Below are 25386 nucleotides of genomic sequence, written 5' to 3'. Positions count from 1 at the left end.
GGTGCTCCGGATGTGAAGAAGGGCTGCGGTGTCCAGCCTACGTCGGCGCACCGCCGCCTCCGCCGCCCGGGGCTCAACCGCCGAGCGTCTCGCCCTCGGCGATGCGCACGCCGCGCGCCCAGTCGGCCGCCCGCATCGGCTTCTTGCCCTGGGCCTGCACCCAGAGCAGCTCGACGGCGTACGAACCGGTGCCCACGTGCACGCTGTTCTTGCCGACCGCCATCCGCCCCGGCGCGAGATCGGTGCGCTCGGGAACGGGGGTGGCCTGGATGAGCTTGAGCCGCTCGCCGCGGAAGGTGGTCCAGGCGCCGGGCGCCGGGGTGCAGCCGCGCACGACCCGGTCGACGCGCAGCGCGGGCGTGGCCCAGTCGACCTGGGCGTCCTCGACGGTGATCTTCGGCGCGAGGGTGACGCCCTCGGCCGGCTGCGGTACGGCCTTCAGGGCGCCGTCCTCGATCCCGTCCATGGTGGCCGCGAGCAGGCCCGCACCGGCGAAGGCGAGCCGGGCGAGCAGGTCGCCGCTGGTGTCGGTGGGCCGGATCTCCTCGGTCACGGTGCCGTAGAGGGGGCCGGAGTCCAGCCCCTCCTCGATGAGGAAGGTCGACGCCCCGGTGATCTCGTCGCCGGCCATGATGGCGTGCTGCACGGGAGCGGCTCCCCGCCAGGCGGGCAGCAGCGAGAAGTGCAGGTTGACCCAGCCGTGGGCGGGGATGTCGAGGGCCACGCGGGGCAGCAGGGCTCCATAGGCGACGACGGGGCAGCAGTCCGGCGCGATCTCCTTCAGCCGCTCCAGGAACTCCGGGTCCCGCGGCCTGACCGGCTTCAGCACCTCGATCCCGGCCTCCTCCGCCCGCTCGGCCACGGGTGACGCGACCAGCCTGCGCCCACGCCCGGCCGGCGCGTCGGGCCGCGTGACGACGGCGGCCACCTCGTGCCGCCCGGAAGCGATCAGAGCGTCCAGAGCGGGAACGGCGACCTCAGGGGTACCGGCGAAGACGAGCTTCATGGGCGGGATCGGGCCTCTCGGGCGGGGGTTGGACGGGCAGCGCACCAGTCTATGACCAAGGACCGACAGACACTCCATGCTCCCGAACGGACGCGCAAACGCACGCCGGACGGACGCGGGGCGGCGAAGGCCGTACGCACGACGGACCCCACGGACGCGCAAGCGGACGGCAGATACGGCGGCGGCCATGCGCCCGGGCGGACGGCAAACACGCAGGCGGACAGGGGAAGCCCGGGGGCAGCGGTCGCCCAGGCGGAAGGCGGACGCCAGACGGACAGCGCAATGCGGCGGACACGCACACGGACGGCAGACGGCAGACGGCAGACGGCAGACGGCAGACGGCGCAGTCCAGACGCGACGGACGGGCGGAGGCCAGGCGGACAGCGGACGCACACACGGACGGCGAAGGCGAAACAGACGCGCGGACGCCGACGGCGAGCAGCCCCCACAGGTTGTCCAGCCTCTCGGCCGACTGGAAACGGGTGGTGCGCGGGTGGGAGAACAAAAGACCCGAACCACACATGGCGCGCACCCGCACGACCGGCGTACGAATATGCCCGTACGCCCCCAGCCCGTGACCAGCGGAGCGCACACGCGTTGGTCAAGGAAGAGTTGACCACATAGGGCCGCTTTCGCGGCCCAATTCCTTTCAACGCCGGTTCGAGAGGCTTGTTCATGGCCGACCACGCAACCCACGACGCCCAGGCCCGGGCCAGCCTGCACTTGCTGGTGCGGGACATCGAGCGAGTCCGCCGGCAGGTGGACGCCCTGCGCACGCTCACCGCCCAGCTGGGCAACGTCTACCGCCCGCGCCGCTCCGGCCCCTCCACGGGCTTCGTCGTCTACGGACGCGCCCCCGCCCCCACGGTGCGCCTGGCCCAGGAGCTCCGGGACAGTGTCGAAACCCTGGTCACGGCCGCGGTGGACTTCGACCGCTCACTCGGCTTCTCGTGGGACGCGGTGGGCTCCGCGCTCGGCGTCACCAAGCAGGCGGTGCACCGCCGCTACGGCGCCCGCCGCGCCGCGGCCCAGGCGGCCGCCGAGGCCGAGCGCACCACGGAGCCGTCCGGCACCCGCACGCTCAATGTGAACACCGGCCTGCCCACGGTCCCGACGGTCCCCGCGGCCCGCTCGATGCCCACGCAGCCGACCGCGGGCAGCCCGGCCCTGCGCGACCGCGACGACGCCCGCCCGACGGCCTTCCCCGGCCCGCGCAACTGCTGAGCAACGGCCGAGCCGCGGCTGACTTCCGCCCTGCCCTCCCGGACGGACACCCGGGAGGGCAGACACGCGCTCGGACCGACGAACAACCGGCGCGACTGCACAACCACCGAACAGCCGCCGACGGCGAGCAATCCCCACAGGTTGTCCAGCCTCACAGCCGACTGGAAGCGGGCGGTGCGCGGGTGGGAGAACACCCGGAACACCACCGTCACCCAATGTCCGGCGGATCGATCCGCACCCGCACCGCCTCCCCGCTCCCCCGCGCCATACGAGCGGCCTGGGCGGTCTTCAGCGCGGCAGCCAGCGCCGCCCCGCTGCCCGGCGGCACCCGGACCAGCGCCCGGTCCCAGTGCTCGCCCGGCGGCGGCTCTCCGGGTCTACGGGGCCGGCCGGGCGGCGTCGCAGACATCGGCACCGGCCCCAACACCTCCGCGTCCGGCGGCAGTTCGACCGAGGCCAGGAATTCGGCGACGGCCGCGGGCGCACCGGACACCGCCGCCATCCGCGACACCGGCGGGAAGCCCAGCTCGGCCCGCTCCGACAGTTCCCGCACCGCGTGCCCGACGGGGTCCCAGCGCACCAGCGCCTGCACCGGCCGCAGGGTCGGCTCGGCCACCACGACCACCGTGCCCCCCTCGGTCTGCGGCCGTACCAGCGCGCCCGCCCCGATCCACCGGCGCAGCGCGTCCTCGCCGGCCCGCAGGTCGGGTCGTACGAGCATGGCCCAGCCGTCCAGCAGCAAGGCCGCCGCGTAGCCGCCCTCGGCAACCGGTTCGGCCCCCGGCGTGCTCACGACCAGCGCGGGCGTACCCGGCACCGTGTCCAGCACCTGCTCGCGCCCCGAGGTGCGCACCGGGACGGCCGGGAAAGCGCGCCCCAGCTCCTCGGCCGTCCGCCGCGCCCCCACAACCTGGGCCCGCAGCCGGAAGCCGCCGCACTCCGGGCAGTGCCACGCGGTCTCCTCGCGCCCGCACCAGCCGCATCGCAGAACCCCCGCGTCCTGCCCCTGGAGCGGCCCGGAGCAGTGCCGGCACCGGGCGGGCGCCCTGCACTGGGCGCAGGCCATGCGGGGCGCGTAGCCGCGCCGCGGCACCTGCACGAGCACCGGTCCGTGCCGCAGCCCCTCGCGGGCCGCCTGCCAGGCGAGCGTGGGCAGCCGGGCGGCGCGGGCGGCCTCGTCGCGTGCGAGATCGTCGTCCCCGACCGTGCGGACCAGGGGAGCGGCGCGCCGCACCTGCTCCCGCCCGGCGACCAGCGGCCGGGCCCAGCCGCTCTCGACGAGCTGGGCGGCCTCCACGGTGCAGCTCCAGCTCCCCAGCAGGAACGCGCACTTGTCCAGCGCGGCCCGCAGCAACAGCACGTCCCGGGCGTGCGGCTGCGGGGCGTGCTGCTCGCTGTGGCTGTCGTCGCCGTCGTCCCAGATGGCGACGAGCCCCAGGTCCTGCACGGGCGCGAACATGGCGGCCCGGGTCCCGACCACGGCCCGTACGGATCCCCGGCTTACCGCGAGCCACTGCGCGTACCGCTTCTCGGGTCCCGCGTCGGCCGTGAGCAGCACGTGCCGGCCCGTGCCCAGCAGCGCGGTGAGCGCGGCGTCGACCCGCGCGGCGGCCCGCCCGTCCGGTACGACGACGAGGGCGCCGCGTCCGGAGGCGAGCGTGGCGGCGACGGCGCGGGCCAGCTCCTCGCTCCACAAGGGGCCCGGCAGCGCGTTCCAGACGGCCCTGGGCGCCCCGCCGGAGGCGAGGGCGTGGAGGAATGCCTCCCCGTGCTCATACCGCCCCCAGGAGGCCGCCTCCGGCACCTTCGGCGCAGGCAGGGGCGCGGGCGACGGCCGCTGCTCGGCCCGGGCGCTGCGCGGCGGCACGGCCAGCTGGAGCACGTCGGCGAGGCTTCCGGCGTACCGGTCGGCCACGGCCCGAGCGAGGCCAAGCAGCTCCTCGCTCAGCACCGGCTCCGGCGACACGACCTGGGCCAGCGCGGCCAGCGGCCCGGAGTAGTCGGACTCGGCCCGCCGCTCGACGAGGAACCCGTCGATGAGCCCGCCGCCCTCCCGGCGCCCTTCCCGCACCCGGCCCCGCCCGGCCCCGAACCGCACCCGGACCCGCACGCCCGGCTGGGCATCGGCGTCCAGCTCGGCGGGCACGGCGTAGTCGAAGTACCGGTCGAGGTGCAGCACGCCCTTGTCGACCAGCACCCGGGCGACGGGCAGCCGCGGGGCGAGTTCGGCCCCCCGCCAGGTCCGCGGCTTGGCCCGCGGCACCTTCGCCTTGCGCACGCTGTCCCGGATGAGCGCGAGCTGCTCCGGCGACGCCCCTTCGGCCCCGCCGTCCCCGTGTTCCCGGGGTGCCCCGTTCTCGCTGCTCACGCTTGCATTCTTACCAAACGGCACTGACAGCCGACGTCCGCCCGAGATGCGGATCGGCCCGGCCGGCCCCGCCAGTCAATTCGGTACCGGGGGCGGGACGGCGGACCTAGGCTCGCGGCCATGACCGAGCCGACGCCGAACCCGCTGGCACGCCTACGAGAACGCCTGGCAGTCCGTGGGGAGGTGAGGTCCGGCACGGTGGCCGGGTTCGACGGGGACGACGTGGTCGTACGGCTGGACGGCGATCCGGACGTCCCGTCCGGCCGCGTTCCCCGGTACGAGCTGTCCTGGCGCCGGGTGGAGCACCCGGCGGAGATCTACGGAACGGGGCAGCGGATCACGGGCGAGGTGATGGGGGCCGACGGACAGGGCCGGGTGCTGCTGTCCGCGAAGGCTTGTGAGGACGAGCCGCTGCGCCGCTTCCTGCTCGGGTTCGAGCGCGGCAGCGTGGTCACGGGGACGGTGTCCTCGGTGCACCCCTTCGGTGTCTTCGTCCGGATCGACGGCGAGTCCGCGCACCCGGTCCACGACGGAACCGGCTTCATCCGCATCCCGGAACTGTCGTGGTCACGCTTCGGTCATCCGGCGGAGGTGGTGCGGCCGGGGCAGCGGGTCACCGGCGAGGTGCTGGTCGCGGACACCCGGCACGGCCAGGTCTCGCTCTCGCTCAAGGCCCTTCAGCAGGACCCCTGGGACCGCCTCGGCGCAGACGTGGGAGACGTCGTGCCGGGTGTGGTGACCAAGATCGTGCCCTTCGGTGTCTTCGTCCGGGTCGGCGAGGACGCGGAGGGCCTGGTCCACGTCGACGAACTCGGCGGAAGGGCCGTCGAGGAGGGGCAGGACATGAGGGTCGGGATCGTGGAGATCGACCGGCCGCGGCGCCGGATCCGGCTGGCACCGGTCGACTGACCCCGACACGCCGGGGCCCGGCCCCCCGAGAAGGGGAACCGGGCCTCGGTGAGAAGGGCGCTCGGGCCTTACAGGCCCACGGCGGCGCGCAGGGCGTCGACGCGATCCGTGCGCTCCCAGGTGAAGTCGGGCAGCTCGCGGCCGAAGTGGCCGTAGGCCGCCGTCTGGGCGTAGATCGGCCGGAGCAGGTCGAGGTCCCGGATGATCGCGGCCGGGCGGAGGTCGAAGACCTCGTCGATCGCCTTCTCGATCTTCTCGGTCTCGACCTTGTTGGTGCCGAAGGTCTCCACGAACAGACCGACCGGCTCCGCCTTGCCGATCGCGTAGGCGACCTGGACCTCGCAGCGGGAGGCCAGGCCCGCCGCCACGACGTTCTTGGCGACCCAGCGCATGGCGTACGCGGCCGAGCGGTCCACCTTGGACGGGTCCTTGCCGGAGAACGCGCCGCCGCCGTGGCGGGCCATGCCGCCGTAGGTGTCGATGATGATCTTGCGGCCGGTCAGGCCGGCGTCGCCCATCGGGCCGCCGATCTCGAAGCGACCGGTCGGGTTGACCAGCAGGCGGTAGCCGTCGGTGTCGAGCTTGATGCCCTCGTCCAGGAGCGCCTTCAGCTCCGGCTCCACGACGAACTCGCGGATGTCGGGCGCCAGCAGCGACTCCAGGTCGATGTCGGAGGCGTGCTGGCTGGAGACGACCACCGTGTCGAGACGGACGGCCTTGTCGCCGTCGTACTCGATGGTGACCTGCGTCTTGCCGTCGGGGCGCAGGTAGGGGATCGTGCCGTTCTTGCGGACCTCGGACAGGCGCTTGGACAGGCGGTGCGCCAGGAAGATCGGCAGCGGCATCAGGGTCGGCGTCTCGTCGGACGCGTAGCCGAACATCAGGCCCTGGTCACCGGCGCCCTGCTTGTCCAGCTCGTCGTCGTCGCCCTCGACCCGGCTCTCGTACGCCGTGTCCACGCCCTGCGCGATGTCCGGGGACTGAGCGCCGATGGAGACGGACACACCGCAGGAGGCGCCGTCGAAGCCCTTCTTGGAGGAGTCGTAGCCGATGTCGAGGATCTTGTTGCGGACCAGGGTCGCGATGTCCGCGTAGGCCTTGGTCGTCACCTCGCCGGCCACGTGCACCAGGCCGGTGGTGATCAGCGTCTCGACGGCGACCCGGGAGGTCGGGTCCTCGCGCAGAAGCGCGTCGAGAATGGTGTCGCTGATCTGGTCAGCGATCTTGTCGGGGTGACCCTCGGTCACGGACTCCGAGGTGAACAGGCGACGGGACACAACGCTCCCTGTGGTTGCAGCGGCTGCTGGCTGATCATTTGCGGCGACGCGCGGGGCTGCGCCCGGCGTCGACCGTGAACAGTTTATCGGTCGCACTCGGCCGATGGGCCACCCGTCTCGCCTCTCGGGAGCGCTGTGACCTGCGGCACGGGCATTCTGCACAATGCCGGGCGGCCTTGGCCAGGGTCGCCACACCAGATTTGATCGGTCCGACGGGCCCGCCGTCAACGGGCCCTCGCGTTCGGGCAGGGACGCGCCGGGTCAGCCGAGCCGCCGTACGACCAGGTCCCAGACGGTGTCGGCCAGGGCTTCCTTGGGGCCGTGCGGCACGGGTGTCTCGCTGCCGTCGGCGCCCAGCACCAGGGCCTCGTTCTCCTCGGAGCCGAACGTCTTGCGCTCCCCCACCTCGTTGACGACGAGCAGGTCGCAGCCCTTGCGGGCCAGCTTGGTGCGGCCGTTGGCGAGGACGTCGTCGGTCTCGGCGGCGAAGCCGACGACCACCTGTCCGGGGCGGGCGCGCTCGGCCGAGATCTCCGCGAGGATGTCCGGATTGCGGACCAGGACGATCGGGTCGGGGTCCTGGCCGTCCTTCTTCTTGATCTTGCCGGCGGCGTAGGCCGCCGGGCGGAAGTCGGCGACGGCGGCGGCCATGACGACCGCGTCGGCGTCCGCCGCCGCCTTGAGGACGGCCTCGCGCAGCTGGACGGCCGTGCCGACGGGCACGACGTCCACCCCCGCCGGGTCGGGCAGTCCGGTGTTGGCCGCGATCAGCGTGACCCGGGCACCGCGGGCGGCGGCGGTGCGGGCGAGGGCGTAACCCTGCTTGCCGGAGGAGCGGTTGCCGAGGAAGCGGACGGGGTCGAGGGGCTCTCGGGTGCCGCCGGCGGAGACGACGACGTGCCGCCCTTCGAGGTCGGGCTCGGTGACGCCGCGGGCCAGCACCCGGCGGCAGACCTCGAAGATCTCCACCGGGTCGGGCAGCCGGCCCTTGCCGGTGTCGACGCCGGTGAGCCGGCCGACCGCGGGCTCGATGACGACGGCGCCGCGGCGGCGCAGCGTGGCCACGTTCTCCTGGGTGGCCGGGTGCTCCCACATCTCGGTGTGCATGGCGGGCGCGAAGACGACCGGGCAGCGGGCGGTGAGGAGGGTGTTGGTCAGCAGGTCGTCGGCGAGACCATGGGCGGCCTTGGCGAGCATGTCGGCGGTGGCGGGTGCGACGACCACCAGGTCGGCGTGCTGCCCGATGCGGACGTGCGGGACCTCGTGGACGTCGTCCCAGACCTCCGTCGAGACGGGGTTGCCGGACAGGGCGGACCAGGTGGGAGCACCGACGAAGTGCAGCGCGGAGGCGGTGGGCACCACGCGGACGTCGTGGCCCGACTCCGTGAACCTTCTCAGCAGCTCACAGGCCTTGTAGGCGGCGATGCCGCCGCTGACCCCCAGAACGACCTTCGGCTTGTCCACGTTCACTCCCCGGACTCGGAACCCTGCACACCCAATGACACACCACAGGCCCGGCAGTATGACTGCCGGGCCTGTGGATACGTCGTTCGCAGTCTGAAAGTACTACTGCGCAGTACTACGCGGTACTACTGGGCGGGGCCCTCGACGGCCTCGGAGGTCAGCAGACCCGCGTTGATCTCACGCAGGGCGATCGAGAGCGGCTTCTCGTGAACGTGGGTGTCGACGAGCGGACCGACGTACTCGAGGAGGCCCTCGCCGAGCTGCGAGTAGTACGCGTTGATCTGGCGGGCACGCTTGGCCGCGTAGATCACGAGGCTGTACTTCGAGTCGGTGGCCTCGAGAAGCTCGTCGATCGGCGGGTTGATGATGCCCTCGGGCGCGGTGATGGAAGAGGACACGCTCTACCTTCCGATGGGTGGGAAAAGATCAGTCGTGATCACACACTCGTGATCACACAACATCCACCAAGGCTAGCAGCTCGCGCGCCACATCCTCGACGGAGGTGTTGACCAAGGTCGTATCGAACTCCGGCTCGGCCGCCAGCTCGGTCCTGGCCGCCTCGAGGCGGCGCTCGATGACCTCGGGCGGCTCGGTGCCCCGGCCGGTCAGCCTGCGCACCAGCTCCTCCCAGGAGGGCGGAGCCAGGAACACCAGCCGAGCGTCGGACATCGACTCCCGGACCTGCCTGGCGCCCTGGAGATCGATCTCCAGCAGGACCGGCTCGCCCTTCTCCAACCGCTCCAGCACGGCCGCGCGGGGCGTGCCGTAGCGGTTGCCGGCGAACTCGGCCCACTCCAGCAGCTCGCCGTTGGCGATCAGCTTGTCCATCTCGTCGTCGGTGACGAAGAAGTAGTGGACTCCGTGCTTCTCGCCGGGGCGCGGCTTGCGGGTGGTGGCCGACACCGAGAGCCAGACCTCGGGGTGTTCCTTGCGCATATGGGCGACGACCGTGCTCTTGCCGACCCCCGAGGGGCCGGAGAGCACGGTCAGCCGCGGACGTTCACTCATGCAGCGATTATTCCAGCAATCCCGGAGTGCCCGGGACTCCCGGTCCGGCTGCGCCCGGACTCAGGAGCCGGTGCTGCCGAACTCACGCTCCAGGGAAGCGATCTGGTTGGAACCGAGACCGCGCACCCGGCGGCTCTCGGAGATGCCCAGACGCTCCATGATCTGCTTGGCGCGGACCTTGCCCACGCCCGGCAGTGACTCGAGCAGTGCGGAGACCTTCATCTTGCCGATGACGTCGTTCTCCTGGCCCTGCTTGATGACCTCGTGCAGGGAGGCGCCGGAGTGCTTGAGTCGATTCTTGACCTCGGCCCGCTCCCGGCGAGCCGCGGCGGCCTTTTCGAGCGCGGCTGCGCGCTGTTCGGGGGTAAGGGGCGGAAGAGCCACGCCTACGTCACCTCGGATGTCGAACTGTCGGATACGGACCGGTGAGGAACCTAGTCGCCCCACACCTGGGGAGCTACGAGCAACACGCTTCGCCCGTTCACTCTGCTCGGAGACTAGCGGTCAAGTCCGCCAGAGTCAGCGAGAACAGCGGAAAAGTCCTGGTCAGCCTCCGCCAGGCCGGACATTTCAGACATAATGCCCCCGATTTGAGGATGTATTCACACTCAAGTCTCCGCCTCGCCGCTCTCCGAAGCCCCCGCGGAGGACTCAGGCGCCCGCGACGGCGGCCTGGATCTCCTCAGCGAAGCGCTCCGCGGACGCGCGCAGGCCCGCCACGTCGGGCCCGTGCCGCAGCACACCCCGGCTGACGTTCGGCACGACGTTGCGTACGGCCGACCCGAACACCGCGGGAAGGTCGGCCGCGGTCGCCCCCTGCGCCCCGACGCCGGGCGCGAGGAGCGGGCCGTTGATCGCGAGGTCGTACGACGACAGATCGCCGACCGTGGCGCCGACCACGGCACCGAAGGAGCCCAGCGGCTCCTCCCCCGCGTTCTCGGCGGCCAAGTGGGCCAGCATGGTCGCGCCCACGGTGCGGCCGTCGGCGCGGACGGCGTGCTGGACCTCGGGACCCTCGGGGTTGGAGGTCAGCGCCAGCACGAACAGGCCGGCGCCGCTCTCCCGGGCCAGCGCGACGGCCGGGCTGAGCGAGCCGTAGCCGAGGTAGGGCGAGACGGTCAGGGCGTCGCAGAACAGCGGGGCGTCCTTGTGCAGGTAGGCCTCGGCGTACCCGGCCATGGTCGAGCCGATGTCGCCGCGCTTGGCGTCCATCACGACGAGGGTGCCGGCCGCGCGGGCCTCCTGGACGACCCTCTCCAGGACGGCGACGCCACGGGAGCCGAAGCGCTCGAAGAAGGCGCTCTGCGGCTTCATCACGGCGACCCGGTCGGCCACCGCCTCGACGACCGTGCGACTGAACCGCTCCAGACCGGCCACGTCGTCGTTCAGGCCCCACTCGGCGAGAAGGGAGGCGTGCGGGTCGATGCCCACGCACAGCGGGCCGCGCTCGTCCATGGCGCGGCGCAGCCGGGCGCCGAAGGGCTCGTACGAGGTCATGCGGGCTTCCTCACGTCGGCGCCGACCGCGTCGGCGAGGGTGGCGTACGGGCTGGTGCGCAGGCGCGCGGCGAGGCCCTTGTGAATCGCGCGGGACCAGAAGGGGCCCTCGTAGATGAAGGCGCTGTAGCCCTGGACCAGCGTGGCACCGGCCAGAATGCGCTGCCAGGCGTCCTCGGCCGTCTCGATGCCGCCCACCCCCACCAGGGTGATCCGGTCGCCCACGCGCGCGTACAGTCGGCGCAGGACCTCCAGGGAGCGCGCCTTGAGCGGGGCGCCGGACAGCCCGCCGGTCTCCTTGACCAGCAAGGGTTGGGATTTCAAACCGAGCCCCTCGCGCGCGATGGTGGTGTTGGTCGCGATGATGCCGTCCAGGCCCAGCTCCACGGCCAGGTCGGCGACGGCGTCGATGTCCTCGTCGGCCAGGTCCGGGGCGATCTTCACCAGCAGCGGGACGCGCCGGCCCGCGACCGTGCGGTCGGCGGCCTCGCGGACGGCGGTCAGCAGCGGTCGCAGATGGTCCACCGCCTGGAGGTTGCGCAGGCCGGGCGTGTTCGGCGACGAGACGTTGACGACCAGGTAGTCCGCGTACGGCGCGAGGCGCTCGGCCGACTTCACGTAGTCGCCGACGGCCTCCGCCTCCGGGACCACCTTGGTCTTGCCGATGTTGACACCGACGACCGTCTTGAAGACCGGCTCCCGGGTGGCGAGGCGGGCCGCCACGGCCAGCGAGCCGTCGTTGTTGAAGCCCATGCGGTTGATCAGCGCTCGGTCCGCGACGAGCCGGAACAGCCGCTTCCTGGGGTTGCCGGGCTGCGCCTCGCCGGTGACCGTGCCGATCTCGACGTGGTCGAAGCCCAGCATGGACATGCCGTCGATCGCGACGGCGTTCTTGTCGAAGCCGGCGGCGAGCCCGAAGGGGCCGTGCATGCGCAGCCCGAAGGCCTCCGTGCGCAGCTCCTTGAAGCGGGGCGCGAGGGCGGCCGCGACGAAGGTGCGCAGCACGGGGATGCGGACGGCGAAGCGGATCCAGCGGAAGGCCAGGTGGTGGGCCTTCTCGGGGTCCATGAGCTTGAAGACCAGGGTGAAAAAGATCTTGTACATGGTGTCCTCATGAAGAGGGGGACACCGTTTCCGGTGTCCCCCTCAGGGCTGCTAGTCGCGGGCCGCGGTCAGGTGTTCCGCGTGTTCCTGGAGCGAGCGGACGCCCACGTCACCGTGGTTGAGGGCGTCGATGCCCTGGACCGCCGCGGCGAGCGCCTGGACCGTGGTCAGGCACGGCACGGAGCGGGCCACCGCGGCCGTACGGATGTCGTAGCCGTCGAGGCGGCCGCCGGTGCCGTACGGGGTGTTGACGATGAGGTCGACCTCGCCGTCGTGGATCAGCTGGACGATCGTCTTCTCGCCGTTCGGGCCGGTGCCCTCGGACTGCTTGCGCACGACCGTGGCGTTGATTCCGTTGCGCTTGAGGACCTCGGCGGTGCCGGAGGTGGCGAGCAGCTCGAAGCCGTGGGCGACCAGCTCGCGCGCCGGGAAGATCATCGAGCGCTTGTCGCGGTTGGCTACCGAGATGAAGGCGCGGCCCTTGGTGGGCAGCGGGCCGTAGGCACCCGCCTGCGACTTGGCGTACGCCGTGCCGAAGACGGAGTCGATGCCCATGACCTCGCCGGTGGAGCGCATCTCCGGGCCGAGGACGGTATCGACGCCGCGGCCGTGGATGTCGCGGAAGCGCGACCACGGCATGACGGCCTCCTTGACCGAGATCGGCGCGTCCAGCGGCAGCTCGCCGCCGTCGCCCGTCTTCGGCAGCAGGCCCTCGGCGCGCAGCTCGGCGATGGTCGCGCCCAGCGAGATCCGGGCGGCGGCCTTCGCCAGCGGCACCGCGGTCGCCTTGGAGGTGAAGGGGACCGTACGGGAGGCGCGCGGGTTGGCCTCCAGGACGTAGAGGATGTCGCCGGCCATCGCGAACTGGATGTTGATCAGGCCGCGCACGCCGACGCCCTTGGCAATGGCCTCGGTGGAGGCGCGCAGCCGCTTGATGTCGAAGCCGCCGAGGGTGATCGGGGGCAGGGCGCACGCCGAGTCGCCGGAGTGGATGCCGGCCTCCTCGATGTGCTCCATCACGCCGCCGAGGTACAGCTCCTCGCCGTCGTAGAGCGCGTCGACGTCGATCTCGATCGCGTCGTCCAGGAACCGGTCGACGAGCACCGGCCGGGACGGGCTGATCTCGGTCGACTCGGCGATGTAGGCGGCGAGGCGGGTCTCGTCGTAGACGATCTCCATGCCGCGCCCGCCGAGGACGTACGACGGCCGGACCAGGACCGGGTAGCCGATCTCGTCGGCGATGGCCTTGGCCTCCGCGAAGGTGGTGGCCGTGCCGTGCTTCGGGGCCGGCAGGCCCGCCTCGGCGAGGACGCGGCCGAAGGCGCCGCGGTCCTCGGCCGCGTGGATGGCCTCGGGGGACGTGCCGACGATCGGCACGCCGTTGTCCTTCAGGGCCTGCGACAGTCCGAGCGGGGTCTGGCCGCCCAGCTGCACGATCACGCCCGCGACCGGACCGGCCTGCTGCTCGGCGTGGACGATCTCCAGCACGTCCTCCAGCGTCAGCGGCTCGAAGTACAGCCGGTCGGAGGTGTCGTAGTCGGTGGAGACGGTCTCCGGGTTGCAGTTGACCATCACGGTCTCGTAGCCCGCGTCGCTCAGCGCGAAGGAGGCGTGGACACAGGAGTAGTCGAACTCGATGCCCTGGCCGATCCGGTTGGGGCCGGAGCCCAGGATGATGACGGCCGGCTTCTCGCGGGTCGCGACCTCGGTCTCCTCGTCGTAGGAGGAGTAGAAGTACGGCGTCTTCGCGGCGAACTCGGCGGCGCAGGTGTCGACCGTCTTGTAGACCGGGCGGATGCCGAGCGCGTGCCGGACCTCGCGGACGACGTCCTCGCGCAGGCCGCGGATCTCACCGACCTGCTGGTCGGAGAAGCCGTGCCGCTTGGCCTCGGCGAGCAGCTCGGCGGTGAGCTCGGGCGCCTCGGCCAGCTCGTCCGCGATCTCCTTGATCAGGAAGAGCTGGTCCACGAACCACGGGTCGATCTTCGTGTACTCGAAGATCTCCTCGGGCGTGGCGCCCGCGCGGATGGCTTGCATGACCGTGTTGATCCGGCCGTCGGTGGGACGCCGGGACTCCTCCAGGAGCAGCGACTTGTCCCCGGGCACACCCGTGAACGTGAACTGGCTGCCCTTCTTCTCCAGCGAGCGCAGGGCCTTCTGGAAGGCCTCGGGGAAGTTGCGGCCGATGGCCATGGCCTCGCCGACCGACTTCATGGTGGTGGTCAGCGTGGAGTCGGCCTGCGGGAACTTCTCGAAGGCGAAGCGCGGGGCCTTGACGACCACGTAGTCGAGCGTGGGCTCGAAGGAGGCCGGGGTCTCCTGGGTGATGTCGTTCGGGATCTCGTCGAGGGTGTAGCCGACGGCGAGCTTGGCGGCGATCTTGGCGATCGGGAAGCCGGTGGCCTTGGAGGCGAGCGCCGAGGAGCGCGACACGCGCGGGTTCATCTCGATGACGATCACACGACCGTCCTCGGGGTTCACCGCGAACTGGATGTTGCAGCCGCCGGTGTCGACGCCGACCTCGCGGATGACGGCGATGCCGATGTCGCGCAGGATCTGGTACTCGCGGTCGGTCAGCGTCATCGCGGGTGCGACGGTGATCGAGTCACCGGTGTGCACGCCCATGGGGTCGAAGTTCTCGATGGAGCAGACGACCACGACGTTGTCGTGCTTGTCGCGCATCAGCTCCAGCTCGTACTCCTTCCAGCCGAGGATGGACTCCTCCAGGAGCACCTCGGTGGTCGGGGAGAGCGTGAGGCCCTGGCCCGCGATACGGCGCAGCTCCTCCTCGTCGTGTGCGAAGCCGGAGCCGGCGCCGCCCATGGTGAAGGACGGGCGGACGACGACGGGGTAGCCGCCGAGCGTCTCGACGCCCTTGAGGACGTCGTCCATGGAGTGGCAGATCACCGAGCGGGCGGACTCGCCGTGGCCCGTCTTGCGGCGGACCTCCTCCACGACGTCCTTGAACAGGTCGCGGTCCTCGCCCTTGTGGATCGCCTCGGGCTTGGCGCCGATCAGCTCCACGCCGTACTTGGCCAGGACGCCGTTCTCGTGCAGCGAGATGGCGGTGTTCAGGGCCGTCTGGCCGCCCAGGGTGGGCAGCAGGGCGTCGGGACGCTCCTTGGCGATGATCTTCTCGACGAACTCCGGGGTGATCGGCTCGACGTAGGTGGCGTCGGCGATCTCCGGGTCGGTCATGATCGTCGCCGGGTTGGAGTTGACGAGGACGACGCGCAGGCCCTCGGCCTTGAGCACGCGGCACGCCTGGGTGCCGGAGTAGTCGAACTCGGCGGCCTGGCCGATGACGATCGGGCCGGAGCCGATGACCAGGACGGACTGGATATCGGTGCGCTTAGGCACGCTGGCCCTCCATCAGGGAAACGAAGCGGTCGAACAGGTAGGCGGCGTCGTGCGGACCCGCTGCCGCTTCGGGGTGGTACTGGACGGAGAAGGCCGGCTGGTCGAGCAGCTGCAGCCCCTCCACGACGTCGTCGTTCAGGCAGACGTGCGAGACCTCGGCGCGGCCGAACTTGGTCTCGCTGACCTTGTCGAGCGGCGCGTCCACGGCGAAGCCGTGGTTGTGCGCGGTGACCTCGACCTTGCCGGTCGTACGGTCCTGGACCGGCTGGTTGATGCCCCGGTGGCCGTACTTCAGCTTGTACGTGCCGAAGCCGAGGGCGCGGCCGAGGATCTGGTTGCCGAAGCAGATACCGAACAGCGGCGTCCTGCGCTCCAGGACGGCGGTCATCAGCGAGACCGGGCCGTCGGCGGTGGCCGGGTCGCCGGGGCCGTTGGAGAAGAACACGCCGTCCGGGTCGACCGCGTAGACCTCGTCGGCCGTGGCGGTGGCGGGCAGCACGTGCACCTCGATGCCGCGCTCGGCCATCCGCTGCGGGGTCATGCCCTTGATGCCGAGGTCGATGGCGGCGACGGTGAAGCGCTTCTCGCCGATCGCGGGGACGACGTACGCCTCCTTGGTCGCGACCTCCTCGTAGAGGCTCGCGCCCTTCATGTGCGGCTGGGCCAGCACGCGCGCGAGGAGCTCGGACTCGGCGGCGATGGCCTCGCCGGAGAAGATGCCGGCGCGCATCGAGCCGCGCTCGCGCAGGTGGCGGGTGAGGGCGCGGGTGTCGATGCCGGAGATGCCGACCACGCCCTGCCGCTCCAGCTCGTCGTCCAGGGAGCGCTTGGCACGCCAGTTGGACGGCACGCGCGCGGGGTCGCGCACGACATAGCCGGAGACCCAGATGCGGCTCGACTCGTCGTCCTCGTCGTTCCAGCCCGTGTTGCCGATCTGCGGCGCGGTCGCGACGACGATCTGACGGTCGTACGACGGGTCGGTCAGGGTCTCCTGGTAGCCGGTCATGCCGGTGGAGAACACGGCCTCGCCGAAGGTCTCCCCCACGGCCCCGTAGGAACGGCCGCGGAAGATGCGGCCGTCCTCCAGGACGAGTACGGCGGGAACCCTGGCAGCTCCCCTTGTGGAGGTCGTCATCGTGCGCCTTCCGTGTCGTTGATCATGTGGTTCAGGGTGTCGACCCACTCGGCGTGCTCGGCGGAGTGGTCCGAGCGGAAACCGGAGTCGATCAGCTTGTCGCCGAGCTCCCAGGTCACCACCAGCAGTCCGCCCTCGGTGAGGACCTTGCCCGCGATGCCCTTGTCCAGCCGGGCTTCGCGCAGCGCGGCGGTGGGGATGAAGAAGTCGCTCGCTCCGGGACGCTCGACCTCCAGCCCTCGGTCGGTCAGGGTGAGCTCGGCCCGGCTGCGGGTGCCCAGGCCGTGGGCCACGATGCGGTCCAGCCACTGGCCGGCCGTGGTGGAGCCGTGGTAGCGGCCGCTCATGCTCAGTTTGGCCGGGCCGGTCTCCTCCGGCGCGCTGGACGGCGCGGGCAGGTCGCTCTGGAGGGTGCCGCGCCACTTCCAGCCCTCGCGCATCAGCCAGTAGACGAGCGCGATGAAGAGCGCGAGTCCGACGAGCCAGCCGATGCGGGCCGGCCAGTCGGTGACCTCGGCCGACCTCTTGGCCTCGGCCAGCAGGATTACAGGTGTCACGTGAGCTTCCCGTCGACGAGCGTGGCCTTGCCCCGCAGCCACGTGTGCGTCACACGGCCCGGCAGCTCACGCCCCTCGTAGGGGGTGTTGCGGCTGCGCGAGGCGAAGCCCGCGGGGTCCACCTGGCCACGGTATTCCGTGTCGACGAGGGTGAGGTTGGCGGGCTCACCAGCCGAGACGGGACGGCCGTGCCCGGTGGCCTGTCCGATCTGCGCGGGCTTGACGGACATCCGGTCGGCGACGCCGGCCCAGTCCAGCAGGCCCGTGTCGACCATGGTCTCCTGGACCACTGACAACGCGGTCTCCAGACCCACCATCCCCATGGCGGCCGCGGCCCATTCGCAGTCCTTGTCCTCGTGAGGGTGCGGGGCGTGGTCGGTGGCGACGATGTCGATCGTGCCGTCCGCCAGGGCCTCGCGCAGGGCGTGCACGTCCCGCTCGGTGCGCAGCGGCGGGTTGACCTTGTAGACGGGGTTGTAGGTCCGCACCAGTTCGTCGGTGAGGAGCAGGTGGTGCGGGGTGACCTCGGCGGTGACCTGGATGCCGCGGGACTTGGCCCAGCGGACGATCTCGACGGACCCGGCGGTCGACAGGTGACAGATGTGGACGCGGGAACCGACGTGCTCGGCGAGCAGCACGTCCCGCGCGATGATCGACTCCTCTGCGACGGCCGGCCAGCCGCCCAGGCCCAGCTCGGCGGAGACGACGCCCTCGTTCATCTGGGCGCCCTCGGTCAGGCGCGGCTCCTGCGCGTGCTGGGCGACGACACCGCCGAAGGCCTTCACGTACTCCAGCGCGCGGCGCATGATCACCGCGTCGTCCACGCACTTGCCGTCGTCCGAGAAGACGGTGACCCCGGCGGCGGATTCGTGCATGGCGCCCAGCTCGGCGAGCTTGCGGCCCTCCAGGCCGACGGTGACGGCGCCGATGGGCTGCACGTCGCAGTAGCCGTGCTCCCGGCCGAGCCGCCAGACCTGCTCGACGACACCGGCGGTGTCGGCGACGGGGAAGGTGTTGGCCATGGCGAAGACGGTGGTGAAGCCGCCGGACGCGGCCGCGCGGGTGCCGGTCAGGACCGTCTCGGAGTCCTCGCGGCCCGGCTCGCGCAGGTGGGTGTGCAGGTCGACCAGGCCCGGCAGCAGCACCTTGCCGCCGGCCTCCACGACCTCGGCACCCTCGGCCGACAGCCCGGTGCCCACCTCGGCGATGGTCTCGCCGTCGATCAGCACGTCCTGCGGCTCGCCGCCGAGCACCTTCGCACCACGGATCAGGATCTTGCTCATGGGTCTTACTTCTCCTCGGTACGAGAGTGGGTGACGGCGGGCTCGTTGCCACCGAGCAGCAGGTACAGCACGGCCATCCGGATGGACACACCGTTGGCGACCTGCTCGATGGCGGTGCAGCGGTCGGAGTCGGCGACCTCGGCGGTGATCTCCATGCCGCGCACCATCGGGCCGGGGTGCATCACGACGGCGTGCTCGGGCAGCCTGGCCATGCGGTCGCCGTCGAGGCCGTAGCGGCGGGAGTACTCGCGCTCGGTCGGGAAGAACGCCGCGTTCATCCGCTCGCGCTGGACGCGGAGCATCATCACCGCGTCGCACTTGGGCAGCGTGCTGTCGAGGTCGTACGACACCTCGCACGGCCAGGTCTCGACCCCGACCGGCACCAGGGTGGGCGGCGCGACCAGGGTGACCTCGGCGCCGAGCGTGTGCAGCAGGTCCACGTTGGAGCGGGCGACCCGGCTGTGCAGGACGTCACCGACGATGGTGATCCGCTTGCCGGACAGGTCCTGGCCGAGCCCGGCGTCCCGGCCGATCAGCCGGCGGCGCATGGTGAAGGCGTCCAGGAGGGCCTGGGTGGGGTGCTGGTGGGTGCCGTCGCCGGCGTTGATGACCGCCGCGTCGATCCACCCGGAGTTCGCCAGGCGGTACGGGGCCCCCGAGGCGCCGTGCCGGATGACGACGGCGTCGACGCCCATGGCCTCCAGGGTCTGGGCGGTGTCCTTCAGGGACTCGCCCTTGGAGACGCTCGACCCCTTGGCGGAGAAGTTGATGACGTCGGCGGACAGTCGTTTCTCGGCGGCCTCGAAGGAGATCCGCGTGCGGGTTGAGTCCTCGAAGAAGAGGTTGACGACGGTGCGGCCGCGCAGGGTCGGCAGCTTCTTGATCGGCCGGTCGGCGACCCGGGCCATCTCCTCGGCGGTGTCGAGGATCAGGACGGCGTCGTCGCGGGTGAGGTCGGCGGCCGAGATGAGATGGCGCTGCATCTGTCAGGCTCCGTAAGGCAGTTCAATCGGGAGAATTCAGGCAATCCGCTACGCATGTGGGCACGCCGCAGCGGCCCTGCGCCGGATCTGCTACTGGCCGGTCTGCTTCACACCGAGCAGCACGGTGTCGCGACCGTCCTCCTCGGCGAGCTGGACCTTGACCGTCTCCCGCAGCGACGTGGGGAGGTTCTTGCCGACGTAGTCGGCACGGATGGGCAGTTCACGATGGCCGCGGTCGACCAGGACCGCGAGCTGGACCGCGCGGGGGCGCCCGATGTCGTTCAGGGCGTCGAGGGCGGCGCGGATGGTGCGGCCGGAGAAGAGCACGTCGTCGACGAGGACGACCAGCTTGCGATCGATGCCGTCACCGGGGATCTCGGTGCGGGCCAGCGCACGCGGGGGGTGCATGCGCAGGTCGTCGCGGTACATGGTGATGTCGAGCGAACCGACCGGCATCTTGCGGTCGGTGATCTGCTCCAGTTTGACGGCGAGCCGCTGGGCGAGGAAGACGCCCCGGGTCGGAATGCCGAGGAGCACCACGTCGTCGGCGCCCTTGGCGCGCTCGACGATCTCGTGGGCGATACGGGTCAGCACCCGCGCGATGTCGGGGCCCTCGAGAACGGGCCGCGCATCGGACGCGTGCGGGGTGGCGGGCGAGTCCTGCTTGTCCATACGAAAAGGACCTCCTTCTCCGCCTCACGGGACGGACCTTAAAGGACGTCTGATTTGCGCCATCAACCCTAGCAGGTCATGAGGAGGCCCCCGATCACCCCCCTGGCCCAGTCGGCCATCACTACCACGGAAGAGTCGGTGTGGACCATTCGGCTTGACGGGCAAGAGTCACGCTGCGTAACCTCACAGTGAGTTACCAGCCGCGCGGCGGGAACCCAGTCCGGCCGCGTCGACACAGTGTCCGGGGAGCTATATGTCCAGCGAATACGCCAAACAGCTCGGGGCCAAGCTCCGGGCCATCCGCACCCAGCAGGGCCTTTCCCTCCACGGTGTCGAGGAGAAGTCCCAGGGTCGCTGGAAGGCCGTGGTGGTCGGGTCCTACGAGCGTGGCGACCGTGCGGTGACCGTACAGCGGCTCGCCGAGCTGGCCGATTTCTATGGCGTTCCGGTGCAGGAGCTGCTGCCGGGCACCACGCCGGGCGGCGCCGCCGAGCCGCCGCCGAAGCTGGTCCTGGACCTGGAGCGGCTGGCCACCGTGCCGGCCGAGAAGGCGGGTCCCCTCCAGCGCTACGCGGCCACGATCCAGTCCCAGCGCGGTGACTACAACGGCAAGGTGCTCTCCATCCGCCAGGACGACCTGCGCACACTCGCCGTCATCTACGACCAGTCCCCCTCGGTCCTCACCGAGCAGCTGATCAGCTGGGGTGTCCTGGACGCGGACGCCCGCCGCGCGGTGGCCACGCACGAAGAGGCCTGAGCCGCTCGACATCTGAGCAGAAACGTGCCGCCGGGGGGGCCGGAACTTTGCGGTTCCGGCCCCCCGGCGGCGTTTTCACGGTCATCGGAAGAACGCCGGAGGGCCCGCAGCACAAGCGTGCTGCGGGCCCTCCGGCGATGGCGTACCGGGCGGTTACGCCTGGTCCCGGCGCAGGGACGGCTTGAGTTCCTTCAAGCGGCCCAGCAGGCCGTTCACGAACGACGGCGACTCGTCGGTGGAGAACTCCTTCGCCAGTTGCACCATCTCGTCCAGGACGACGGCGTCCGGGGTCTCGTCGACCCAGATCAGCTCGTACGCGCCCAGCCGCAGGATGTTGCGGTCCACGACCGGCATCCGGTCGAGCGTCCAGCCGACCGCGTACTGGGCGATCAGCTCGTCGATCCGCCTCGCGTGCTCGGCGTAGCCCTCGATCAGCTGCATCGTGTACTCGCTGACCGGCGGCTGCCGGGTGTCGGACCGGGACAGCCGGATCCAGTCCGCGAGGACCGTCAGGACGTCGGCGTCGCGCTGGTCGCCCTCGAAGAGGATCTGGAAGGCGCGCTTGCGGGCCGTGTTGCGGGCAGCCACGGTTAGCTGTTCACCCGGCCGAGGTAGTCGCTCGTACGGGTGTCGACCTTGATCTTCTCACCAGTGGTGATGAAGAGCGGGACCTGGATCTGGTGGCCGGTCTCCAGGGTGGCGGGCTTGGTACCACCGGTGGAGCGGTCGCCCTGGACGCCCGGCTCGGTCTCGGCGATGGTCAGCTCGACGGCGGCGGGCAGCTCGACGAAGAGAACCTCGCCCTCGTGCTGCGCGACGGTGGCGGTGAAGCCCTCGATCAGGAAGTTCGCGGCGTCGCCGACGGACTTCCGGTCGATGTGCAGCTGGTCGTAGGTCTCCATGTCCATGAAGACGAAGTACTCGCCGTCCATGTACGAGAACTGCATGTCGCGCTTGTCGACAGTGGCGGTCTCGACCTTGACGCCGGCGTTGAAGGTCTTGTCGACCACCTTGCCGGACAGCACGTTCTTCAGCTTGGTGCGCACGAAGGCCGGGCCCTTGCCGGGCTTGACGTGCTGGAACTCGACGACGGACCAGAGCTGGCCGCCTTCGAGCTTGAGCACCATGCCGTTCTTGAGGTCGTTCGTGGAAGCCACGGTTGCGGAATCTCCTGGACTGACGTACGACCCCGGGGCATGCGCACAGCGCGAGGCTAGAGCGCGAGCAGCTCCTTGGTCGTGATGGTGAGTAGCTCGGGTCCGCCGTCCGCCTCGGGGCGTACGACGAGCGTGTCATCGATCCGGACACCGCCCCGGCCCGGGAGGTGGACCCCGGGTTCGACGGTGACCGGCACGCAAGCGTCCAGTTTACCCATGGCGGCGGGGGCCAACTGCGGGTCCTCGTCGATTTCGAGTCCGACGCCGTGTCCGGTCAGCGGTGGCAGGGCCTCCGCATAGCCGGCGGAGTCCAGTACGTGGCGGGCCGCCCGGTCCACGTCGCGGTAGGCGGCGCCGGGTGCCAGGGACTCGCGTCCGGCGCGCTGGGCTGCGAAGACGAGGTCGTACAGCTCGATCTGCCACTCGGCGGGCGAGGTGCCGATCACGAAGGTACGGCCGATCTCGCAGCGGTAGCCGCGGTAGGTCGCGCCCAGGCACACCGAGAGGAAGTCGCCCTCCTCCACCCGCCGGTCGGTGGGGCGGTGCCCGCGGCGGCCGGAGTTCGGGCCGGTGGCGACGGAGGTGGGGAAGGCCGGCCCGTCGGCGCCGTGGTCGACCAGGCGGCGCTCCAGCTCCAGCGCGAGGTGCCGTTCGGTGCGGCCGACCAGGATGGACTCCAGCAGCTCACCGAGGGCCTGGTCGGCGATCTCGGCGCCGATGCGCAAACAGGAGATCTCCTCCTCGTCCTTGACCACCCTGAGCTGTTCCACGGCTCCGCCGAGGTCGCCGAGGCGGAGCGTGGGGGCGGCCGAGGCGATCGCTCTGTGCCGGGTGACCGTGAGGTGGTGTTCCTCGACGGCCAGGGAGTCGGCCTCCTGGGCCACGGCCAGGCCCGCCGCCACGACCGAGGCGTCGCCACCGATGCCGCTGCCGACACCGACGCCGTTCGGCGGGAGGACATGGAGGCGCAGGTTCTCGTCCGGGCGGCCCTCGGCGGGGCGGTCGTCGGGCTGGCCGATGCATACGAGGAGGTCCTCGCGTTTGCCGAGCAGCAGCGCGGAGCCCTGCGGGGCTGCGGCGGCGAGGTAGCGCACGTTGGCTGGGCGGGTGACGAGCGCTGCCGCGGTGCCGGCCGCGGTGAAGTGGTCTCTCAGCCGGGATCGGCGGGTCGCGTACACCTCTGACATGAGATGAGCGTAGGAGTTTTATGGCGGTTATGCCGATTTGTGGGGGCCGAGTGGGGTCGCGGGGCAGGTGGGGCATGGTGCCGTTGCGTTGCCGGGTGCCGGTGGGTGGTGGGTTCTCGCGCCCACGCGGCGGATCCGCATATCGACAGGGCCCCGTGACCCTTACGGCACTGCAGCTCCCGCTGCTTACCAGCTCGGTGGGCTCGCTATGGCTCTCGCCAGGACCTCGTCCAGAACGCGGGCCGTCCCAGGGATGTCCAGCTGGGAGTTGTCGATGATCGGCAGGCCCGAGCCGTACCAGCCGGCCATGCGGCCGTGGATACGGGCCACCTCCTCGTCGGTGAGGCGGCGGTTGCCGGTGCGTTCGGCGTTGCGCTCCAGGACGATGTCCAGGCCGGGGAGGAGGACGACGGGCAGCAGGCCGGGGCCCACATGGCGTTTCCAGCCGCCGAGGCCCACGACCGGGCGGTCCGGGAAGACCGCGTCGTCCAGGATGCAGGAGATGCCGTTGGCGAGGAAGTTGCGGGCGGCGAAGCCGCAGGTGCGGCGGGCCAGGCGGTACTGGGCCTCGGAGTTGTCGTTCCAGCCGGACTGGGGGTCGGCGAAGCCCGAGCGTACCCATTCGCGGACGTCGTCCAGGCTGATGTGAGCGGTGGGCACACGGCGGTGGTCCGCCCAGTACTTGGCCACGCTGGTCTTGCCCGCGCCGGCCGGGCCGATCAGCAGGACGGCGAGGGTGGTGGCCCCCGGGTCTGGAGCGGCGGCGGGAGCCGGGGGCGCGGTGGGCACACCGACGGGGCCGCCGGGCGGCAGCGGGACGTGACCGGTGGTGTCGGGGGGCGGCGGGGCGGCGGGATGTGGAGCCGGGGGCTGGGGCAGCGGGGGTTGCGGGGGCGTCGGCGGGACGGCGCCGGTGGGCGTGGGGAAGCCTGGTGGCGGGGGCACGGGGACGGGCCCGTGGGAGGCGCCCGGGTGCGGGCCCGGGTGGTGTGCGGCCGACGCCCAGCCGGTGTGCGGCACCTGCCCCGGCCGGTGGGGCGGCGGCAGCGGAGACCCCACTGCGTGCTGCATCCGTTGCCACTCCGTCTCGTACAGGCAATTCGTGCCGGCAGCGGGCCGCAGCCCGCTGCCTACCGAACGGTACCGTCCCCCGCCGTCGTTTGGTGAAACGGTCGGGGGCGGCCCGAAGTGCCCGCTCCGGAAAGGGAATCGGACGGACGGAACAGTCGGGGACTTACTGCCCGACCTCGCCGTACGCGGCGAGCAGGACGGCCGGGTCGGGGCCCTCCAGGACGGTCGGCTTGGCCAGGCCGTCCAGGACGATGAAGCGCAGCAGGTCGCCGCGGGACTTCTTGTCGATCTTCATCGTCTCCAGCAGCCTGGGCCACTGGTCGTAGCGGTAGTGCAGCGGCAGGCCGACCGCTTCCAGGACCGTGCGGTGGCGGTCCGCCGTCGCGTCGTCCAGCCGGCCCGCCAGACGGCCGAGTTCGGCGGCGAAGTGCATGCCGACCGCGACCGCGGCGCCGTGCCGCCACGTGTAGCGCTCGTTCTTCTCGATGGCGTGGCCGAGCGTGTGGCCGTAGTTGAGGATCTCGCGCAGGCCCGACTCCTTCAGGTCCGAGGAGACGACCTCCGCCTTCACCCGGATCGAGCGCTCGATCAGCTCCGCCGTGTGCGGGCCCTGCGGACTCCGGGCGGCCCCGGGGTCGGCCTCGATCAGGTCCAGGATCACCGGATCGGCGATGAAGCCGGCTTTGATGACCTCGGCGAGACCGGAGACGTAGTCGTTGACCGGGAGAGAGTCCAGCGCGGCCAGATCACACAGGACACCGGCCGGCGGGTGGAAGGCACCCACCAGGTTCTTGCCCTCGGCGGTGTTGATCCCGGTCTTGCCGCCCACCGCCGCGTCCACCATCGCCAGCACCGTGGTCGGGATGGCGATCCAGCGCACCCCGCGCAGCCAGGTCGCCGCCACGAACCCGGCCAGGTCCGTGCTCGCGCCGCCGCCCACGCCGACGATGACGTCGGAACGCGTGAAACCGGACTGGCCCAGCGCCTTCCAGCAGTAGGCGGCGACCTCGGCGGTCTTGGCCTCCTCGGCGTTGGGCACCTGGATCGCGACCGCCTCGTAACCCTGCCCGGCCAGGTCGGCGCGGAGCGCGTCACCGGTCTCGGCCAGCGCCTCGGGATGGATCACCGCGACCCGCCTGGCCCTGGGACCGATCAACCCGGCCAGCTCACCGAGCAGTTGACGCCCGACCAGCACCTCATAGGGGTCGGTGCCCGCCGTGCCGGCGACCTGGACCCGGGTGACTGCCTCGCTCATGCTTCCTTCAACTCCAGTGCGTCCAGGGCTGCTTGGGTGACCTCTTCGGGGGTACGGCCGTCCGTCGCCACGACGGCGGAGGCCACCTCCTCGTACAGATGCCGCCGCGCCTC

23 protein-coding genes and 1 pseudogene are annotated in these 25386 nt (G+C 71.3%); 3 read left to right on the top strand and 21 right to left on the bottom strand.

Translation table 11 applies throughout. From position 1 onward, the window contains the following. Positions 1-73 precede the first annotated feature (73 nt). Complete coding sequence (gene fmt / locus AB0M27_RS29250) at positions 74-1006, bottom strand: methionyl-tRNA formyltransferase (RefSeq protein WP_365725819.1); 933 nt, start codon at positions 1004-1006, stop codon at positions 74-76. A 675-nt stretch (positions 1007-1681) separates the two neighbouring features. On the opposite strand from fmt, the gene AB0M27_RS29245 reads away from it, so the two are divergent. Beyond that, on the top strand, positions 1682-2230 hold the full coding sequence (locus tag AB0M27_RS29245; protein ID WP_365725818.1) for a hypothetical protein: 549 nt from the start codon (positions 1682-1684) through the stop codon (positions 2228-2230). Between the two features lie 208 nt (positions 2231-2438). Here AB0M27_RS29245 and AB0M27_RS29240 read toward each other — a convergent pair whose 3' ends face one another. Then, positions 2439-4598 carry a primosomal protein N' gene (locus AB0M27_RS29240; RefSeq protein ID WP_365725816.1) on the bottom strand — a complete coding sequence of 720 codons (2160 nt, stop codon included), beginning with the start codon at positions 4596-4598 and terminating at the stop codon, positions 2439-2441. Positions 4599-4718: 120 nt separating this feature from the next. Between AB0M27_RS29240 and AB0M27_RS29235 the strand changes: the two genes are divergently transcribed. Continuing rightward, positions 4719-5507 carry a S1 RNA-binding domain-containing protein gene (locus tag AB0M27_RS29235; protein ID WP_365725814.1) on the top strand — a complete coding sequence of 263 codons (789 nt, stop codon included), beginning with the start codon at positions 4719-4721 and terminating at the stop codon, positions 5505-5507. 68 nt (positions 5508-5575) lie between these two features. Here AB0M27_RS29235 and metK read toward each other — a convergent pair whose 3' ends face one another. From metK to pyrR, 13 genes are all read right to left on the bottom strand, one after another. Beyond that, entirely contained in the window at positions 5576-6784 is a 1209-nt protein-coding gene (gene metK, locus AB0M27_RS29230; protein ID WP_365725812.1) for a methionine adenosyltransferase, read from the bottom strand. A 261-nt stretch (positions 6785-7045) separates the two neighbouring features. Continuing rightward, on the bottom strand, positions 7046-8248 hold the full coding sequence (gene coaBC, locus AB0M27_RS29225; protein ID WP_365725810.1) for a bifunctional phosphopantothenoylcysteine decarboxylase/phosphopantothenate--cysteine ligase CoaBC: 1203 nt from the start codon (positions 8246-8248) through the stop codon (positions 7046-7048). A gap of 125 nt (positions 8249-8373) precedes the next feature. Continuing rightward, entirely contained in the window at positions 8374-8646 is a 273-nt protein-coding gene (gene rpoZ / locus AB0M27_RS29220; protein ID WP_003982715.1) for a DNA-directed RNA polymerase subunit omega, read from the bottom strand. Between the two features lie 52 nt (positions 8647-8698). After that, entirely contained in the window at positions 8699-9256 is a 558-nt protein-coding gene (gene gmk, locus AB0M27_RS29215; protein ID WP_365725809.1) for a guanylate kinase, read from the bottom strand. Positions 9257-9316: 60 nt separating this feature from the next. After that, complete coding sequence (locus AB0M27_RS29210; protein ID WP_003977346.1) at positions 9317-9640, bottom strand: integration host factor; 324 nt, start codon at positions 9638-9640, stop codon at positions 9317-9319. A gap of 267 nt (positions 9641-9907) precedes the next feature. After that, a complete protein-coding gene (pyrF, locus tag AB0M27_RS29205; RefSeq protein WP_365725806.1) occupies positions 9908-10753 on the bottom strand; it encodes an orotidine-5'-phosphate decarboxylase in 846 nt (281 codons plus the stop codon). After that, positions 10750-11856: a quinone-dependent dihydroorotate dehydrogenase gene (locus AB0M27_RS29200; RefSeq protein ID WP_365725804.1), complete on the bottom strand. Its 1107-nt coding sequence runs from the start codon at positions 11854-11856 to the stop codon at positions 10750-10752. Before AB0M27_RS29200 ends, pyrF begins: the two co-directional genes overlap by 4 nt. Before the next feature lie 51 nt (positions 11857-11907). Beyond that, entirely contained in the window at positions 11908-15216 is a 3309-nt protein-coding gene (gene carB, locus AB0M27_RS29195) for a carbamoyl-phosphate synthase large subunit (RefSeq protein WP_365725802.1), read from the bottom strand. Then, positions 15209-16351, bottom strand: a complete 1143-nt coding sequence (gene carA, locus AB0M27_RS29190; protein ID WP_365725798.1) for a glutamine-hydrolyzing carbamoyl-phosphate synthase small subunit — start codon at positions 16349-16351, stop codon at positions 15209-15211. Before carA ends, carB begins: the two co-directional genes overlap by 8 nt. Next, entirely contained in the window at positions 16348-16908 is a 561-nt protein-coding gene (locus tag AB0M27_RS29185; protein WP_365725796.1) for a hypothetical protein, read from the bottom strand. Before AB0M27_RS29185 ends, carA begins: the two co-directional genes overlap by 4 nt. Next, positions 16905-18191: a dihydroorotase gene (locus tag AB0M27_RS29180; RefSeq protein ID WP_365725794.1), complete on the bottom strand. Its 1287-nt coding sequence runs from the start codon at positions 18189-18191 to the stop codon at positions 16905-16907. The genes AB0M27_RS29185 and AB0M27_RS29180 overlap by 4 nt, the downstream gene beginning before the upstream one ends. A 5-nt stretch (positions 18192-18196) precedes the next feature. Further along, a complete protein-coding gene (locus AB0M27_RS29175; RefSeq protein WP_365725792.1) occupies positions 18197-19174 on the bottom strand; it encodes an aspartate carbamoyltransferase catalytic subunit in 978 nt (325 codons plus the stop codon). A 90-nt stretch (positions 19175-19264) separates the two neighbouring features. Continuing rightward, positions 19265-19846 (bottom strand): bifunctional pyr operon transcriptional regulator/uracil phosphoribosyltransferase PyrR, encoded by a 582-nt coding sequence (pyrR, locus tag AB0M27_RS29170; RefSeq protein ID WP_365725790.1) that lies wholly within the window; start codon positions 19844-19846, stop codon positions 19265-19267. Between the two features lie 253 nt (positions 19847-20099). Between pyrR and bldD the strand changes: the two genes are divergently transcribed. Then, complete coding sequence (gene bldD / locus AB0M27_RS29165) at positions 20100-20603, top strand: transcriptional regulator BldD (protein ID WP_014671524.1); 504 nt, start codon at positions 20100-20102, stop codon at positions 20601-20603. A 153-nt stretch (positions 20604-20756) separates the two neighbouring features. Here the strand turns inward: bldD and nusB are convergent, their stop codons facing one another. The 6 genes and pseudogenes from nusB to AB0M27_RS29135 form a co-directional block, all read right to left on the bottom strand. Continuing rightward, positions 20757-21191, bottom strand: a complete 435-nt coding sequence (gene nusB, locus AB0M27_RS29160; protein ID WP_365725788.1) for a transcription antitermination factor NusB — start codon at positions 21189-21191, stop codon at positions 20757-20759. Between the two features lie 2 nt (positions 21192-21193). Then, positions 21194-21760: an elongation factor P gene (gene efp, locus AB0M27_RS29155; RefSeq protein WP_365725785.1), complete on the bottom strand. Its 567-nt coding sequence runs from the start codon at positions 21758-21760 to the stop codon at positions 21194-21196. Between the two features lie 56 nt (positions 21761-21816). After that, positions 21817-22947 carry an aminopeptidase P family protein gene (locus tag AB0M27_RS29150; protein WP_365725783.1) on the bottom strand — a complete coding sequence of 377 codons (1131 nt, stop codon included), beginning with the start codon at positions 22945-22947 and terminating at the stop codon, positions 21817-21819. A 186-nt stretch (positions 22948-23133) separates the two neighbouring features. Next, positions 23134-24018, bottom strand: a complete 885-nt coding sequence (locus tag AB0M27_RS29145; RefSeq protein ID WP_365725780.1) for a Pro-rich N-terminal domain-containing protein — start codon at positions 24016-24018, stop codon at positions 23134-23136. Between the two features lie 163 nt (positions 24019-24181). Then, positions 24182-25273 carry a 3-dehydroquinate synthase gene (aroB, locus tag AB0M27_RS29140; protein ID WP_365725778.1) on the bottom strand — a complete coding sequence of 364 codons (1092 nt, stop codon included), beginning with the start codon at positions 25271-25273 and terminating at the stop codon, positions 24182-24184. Continuing rightward, positions 25270-25386 (bottom strand): annotated as a pseudogene (locus tag AB0M27_RS29135) (shikimate kinase); the annotation flags it as partial. The pseudogene AB0M27_RS29135 and the gene aroB, both read right to left, overlap by 4 nt.

The sequence above is a fragment of the Streptomyces sp. NPDC052107 genome (genome assembly GCF_040680215.1).
Taxonomy (GTDB): Bacteria; Actinomycetota; Actinomycetes; order Streptomycetales; family Streptomycetaceae; genus Streptomyces.
Note: the sequence above shows the minus strand (reverse complement) of the source record. Positions and strands in the feature narration are given on the sequence as shown.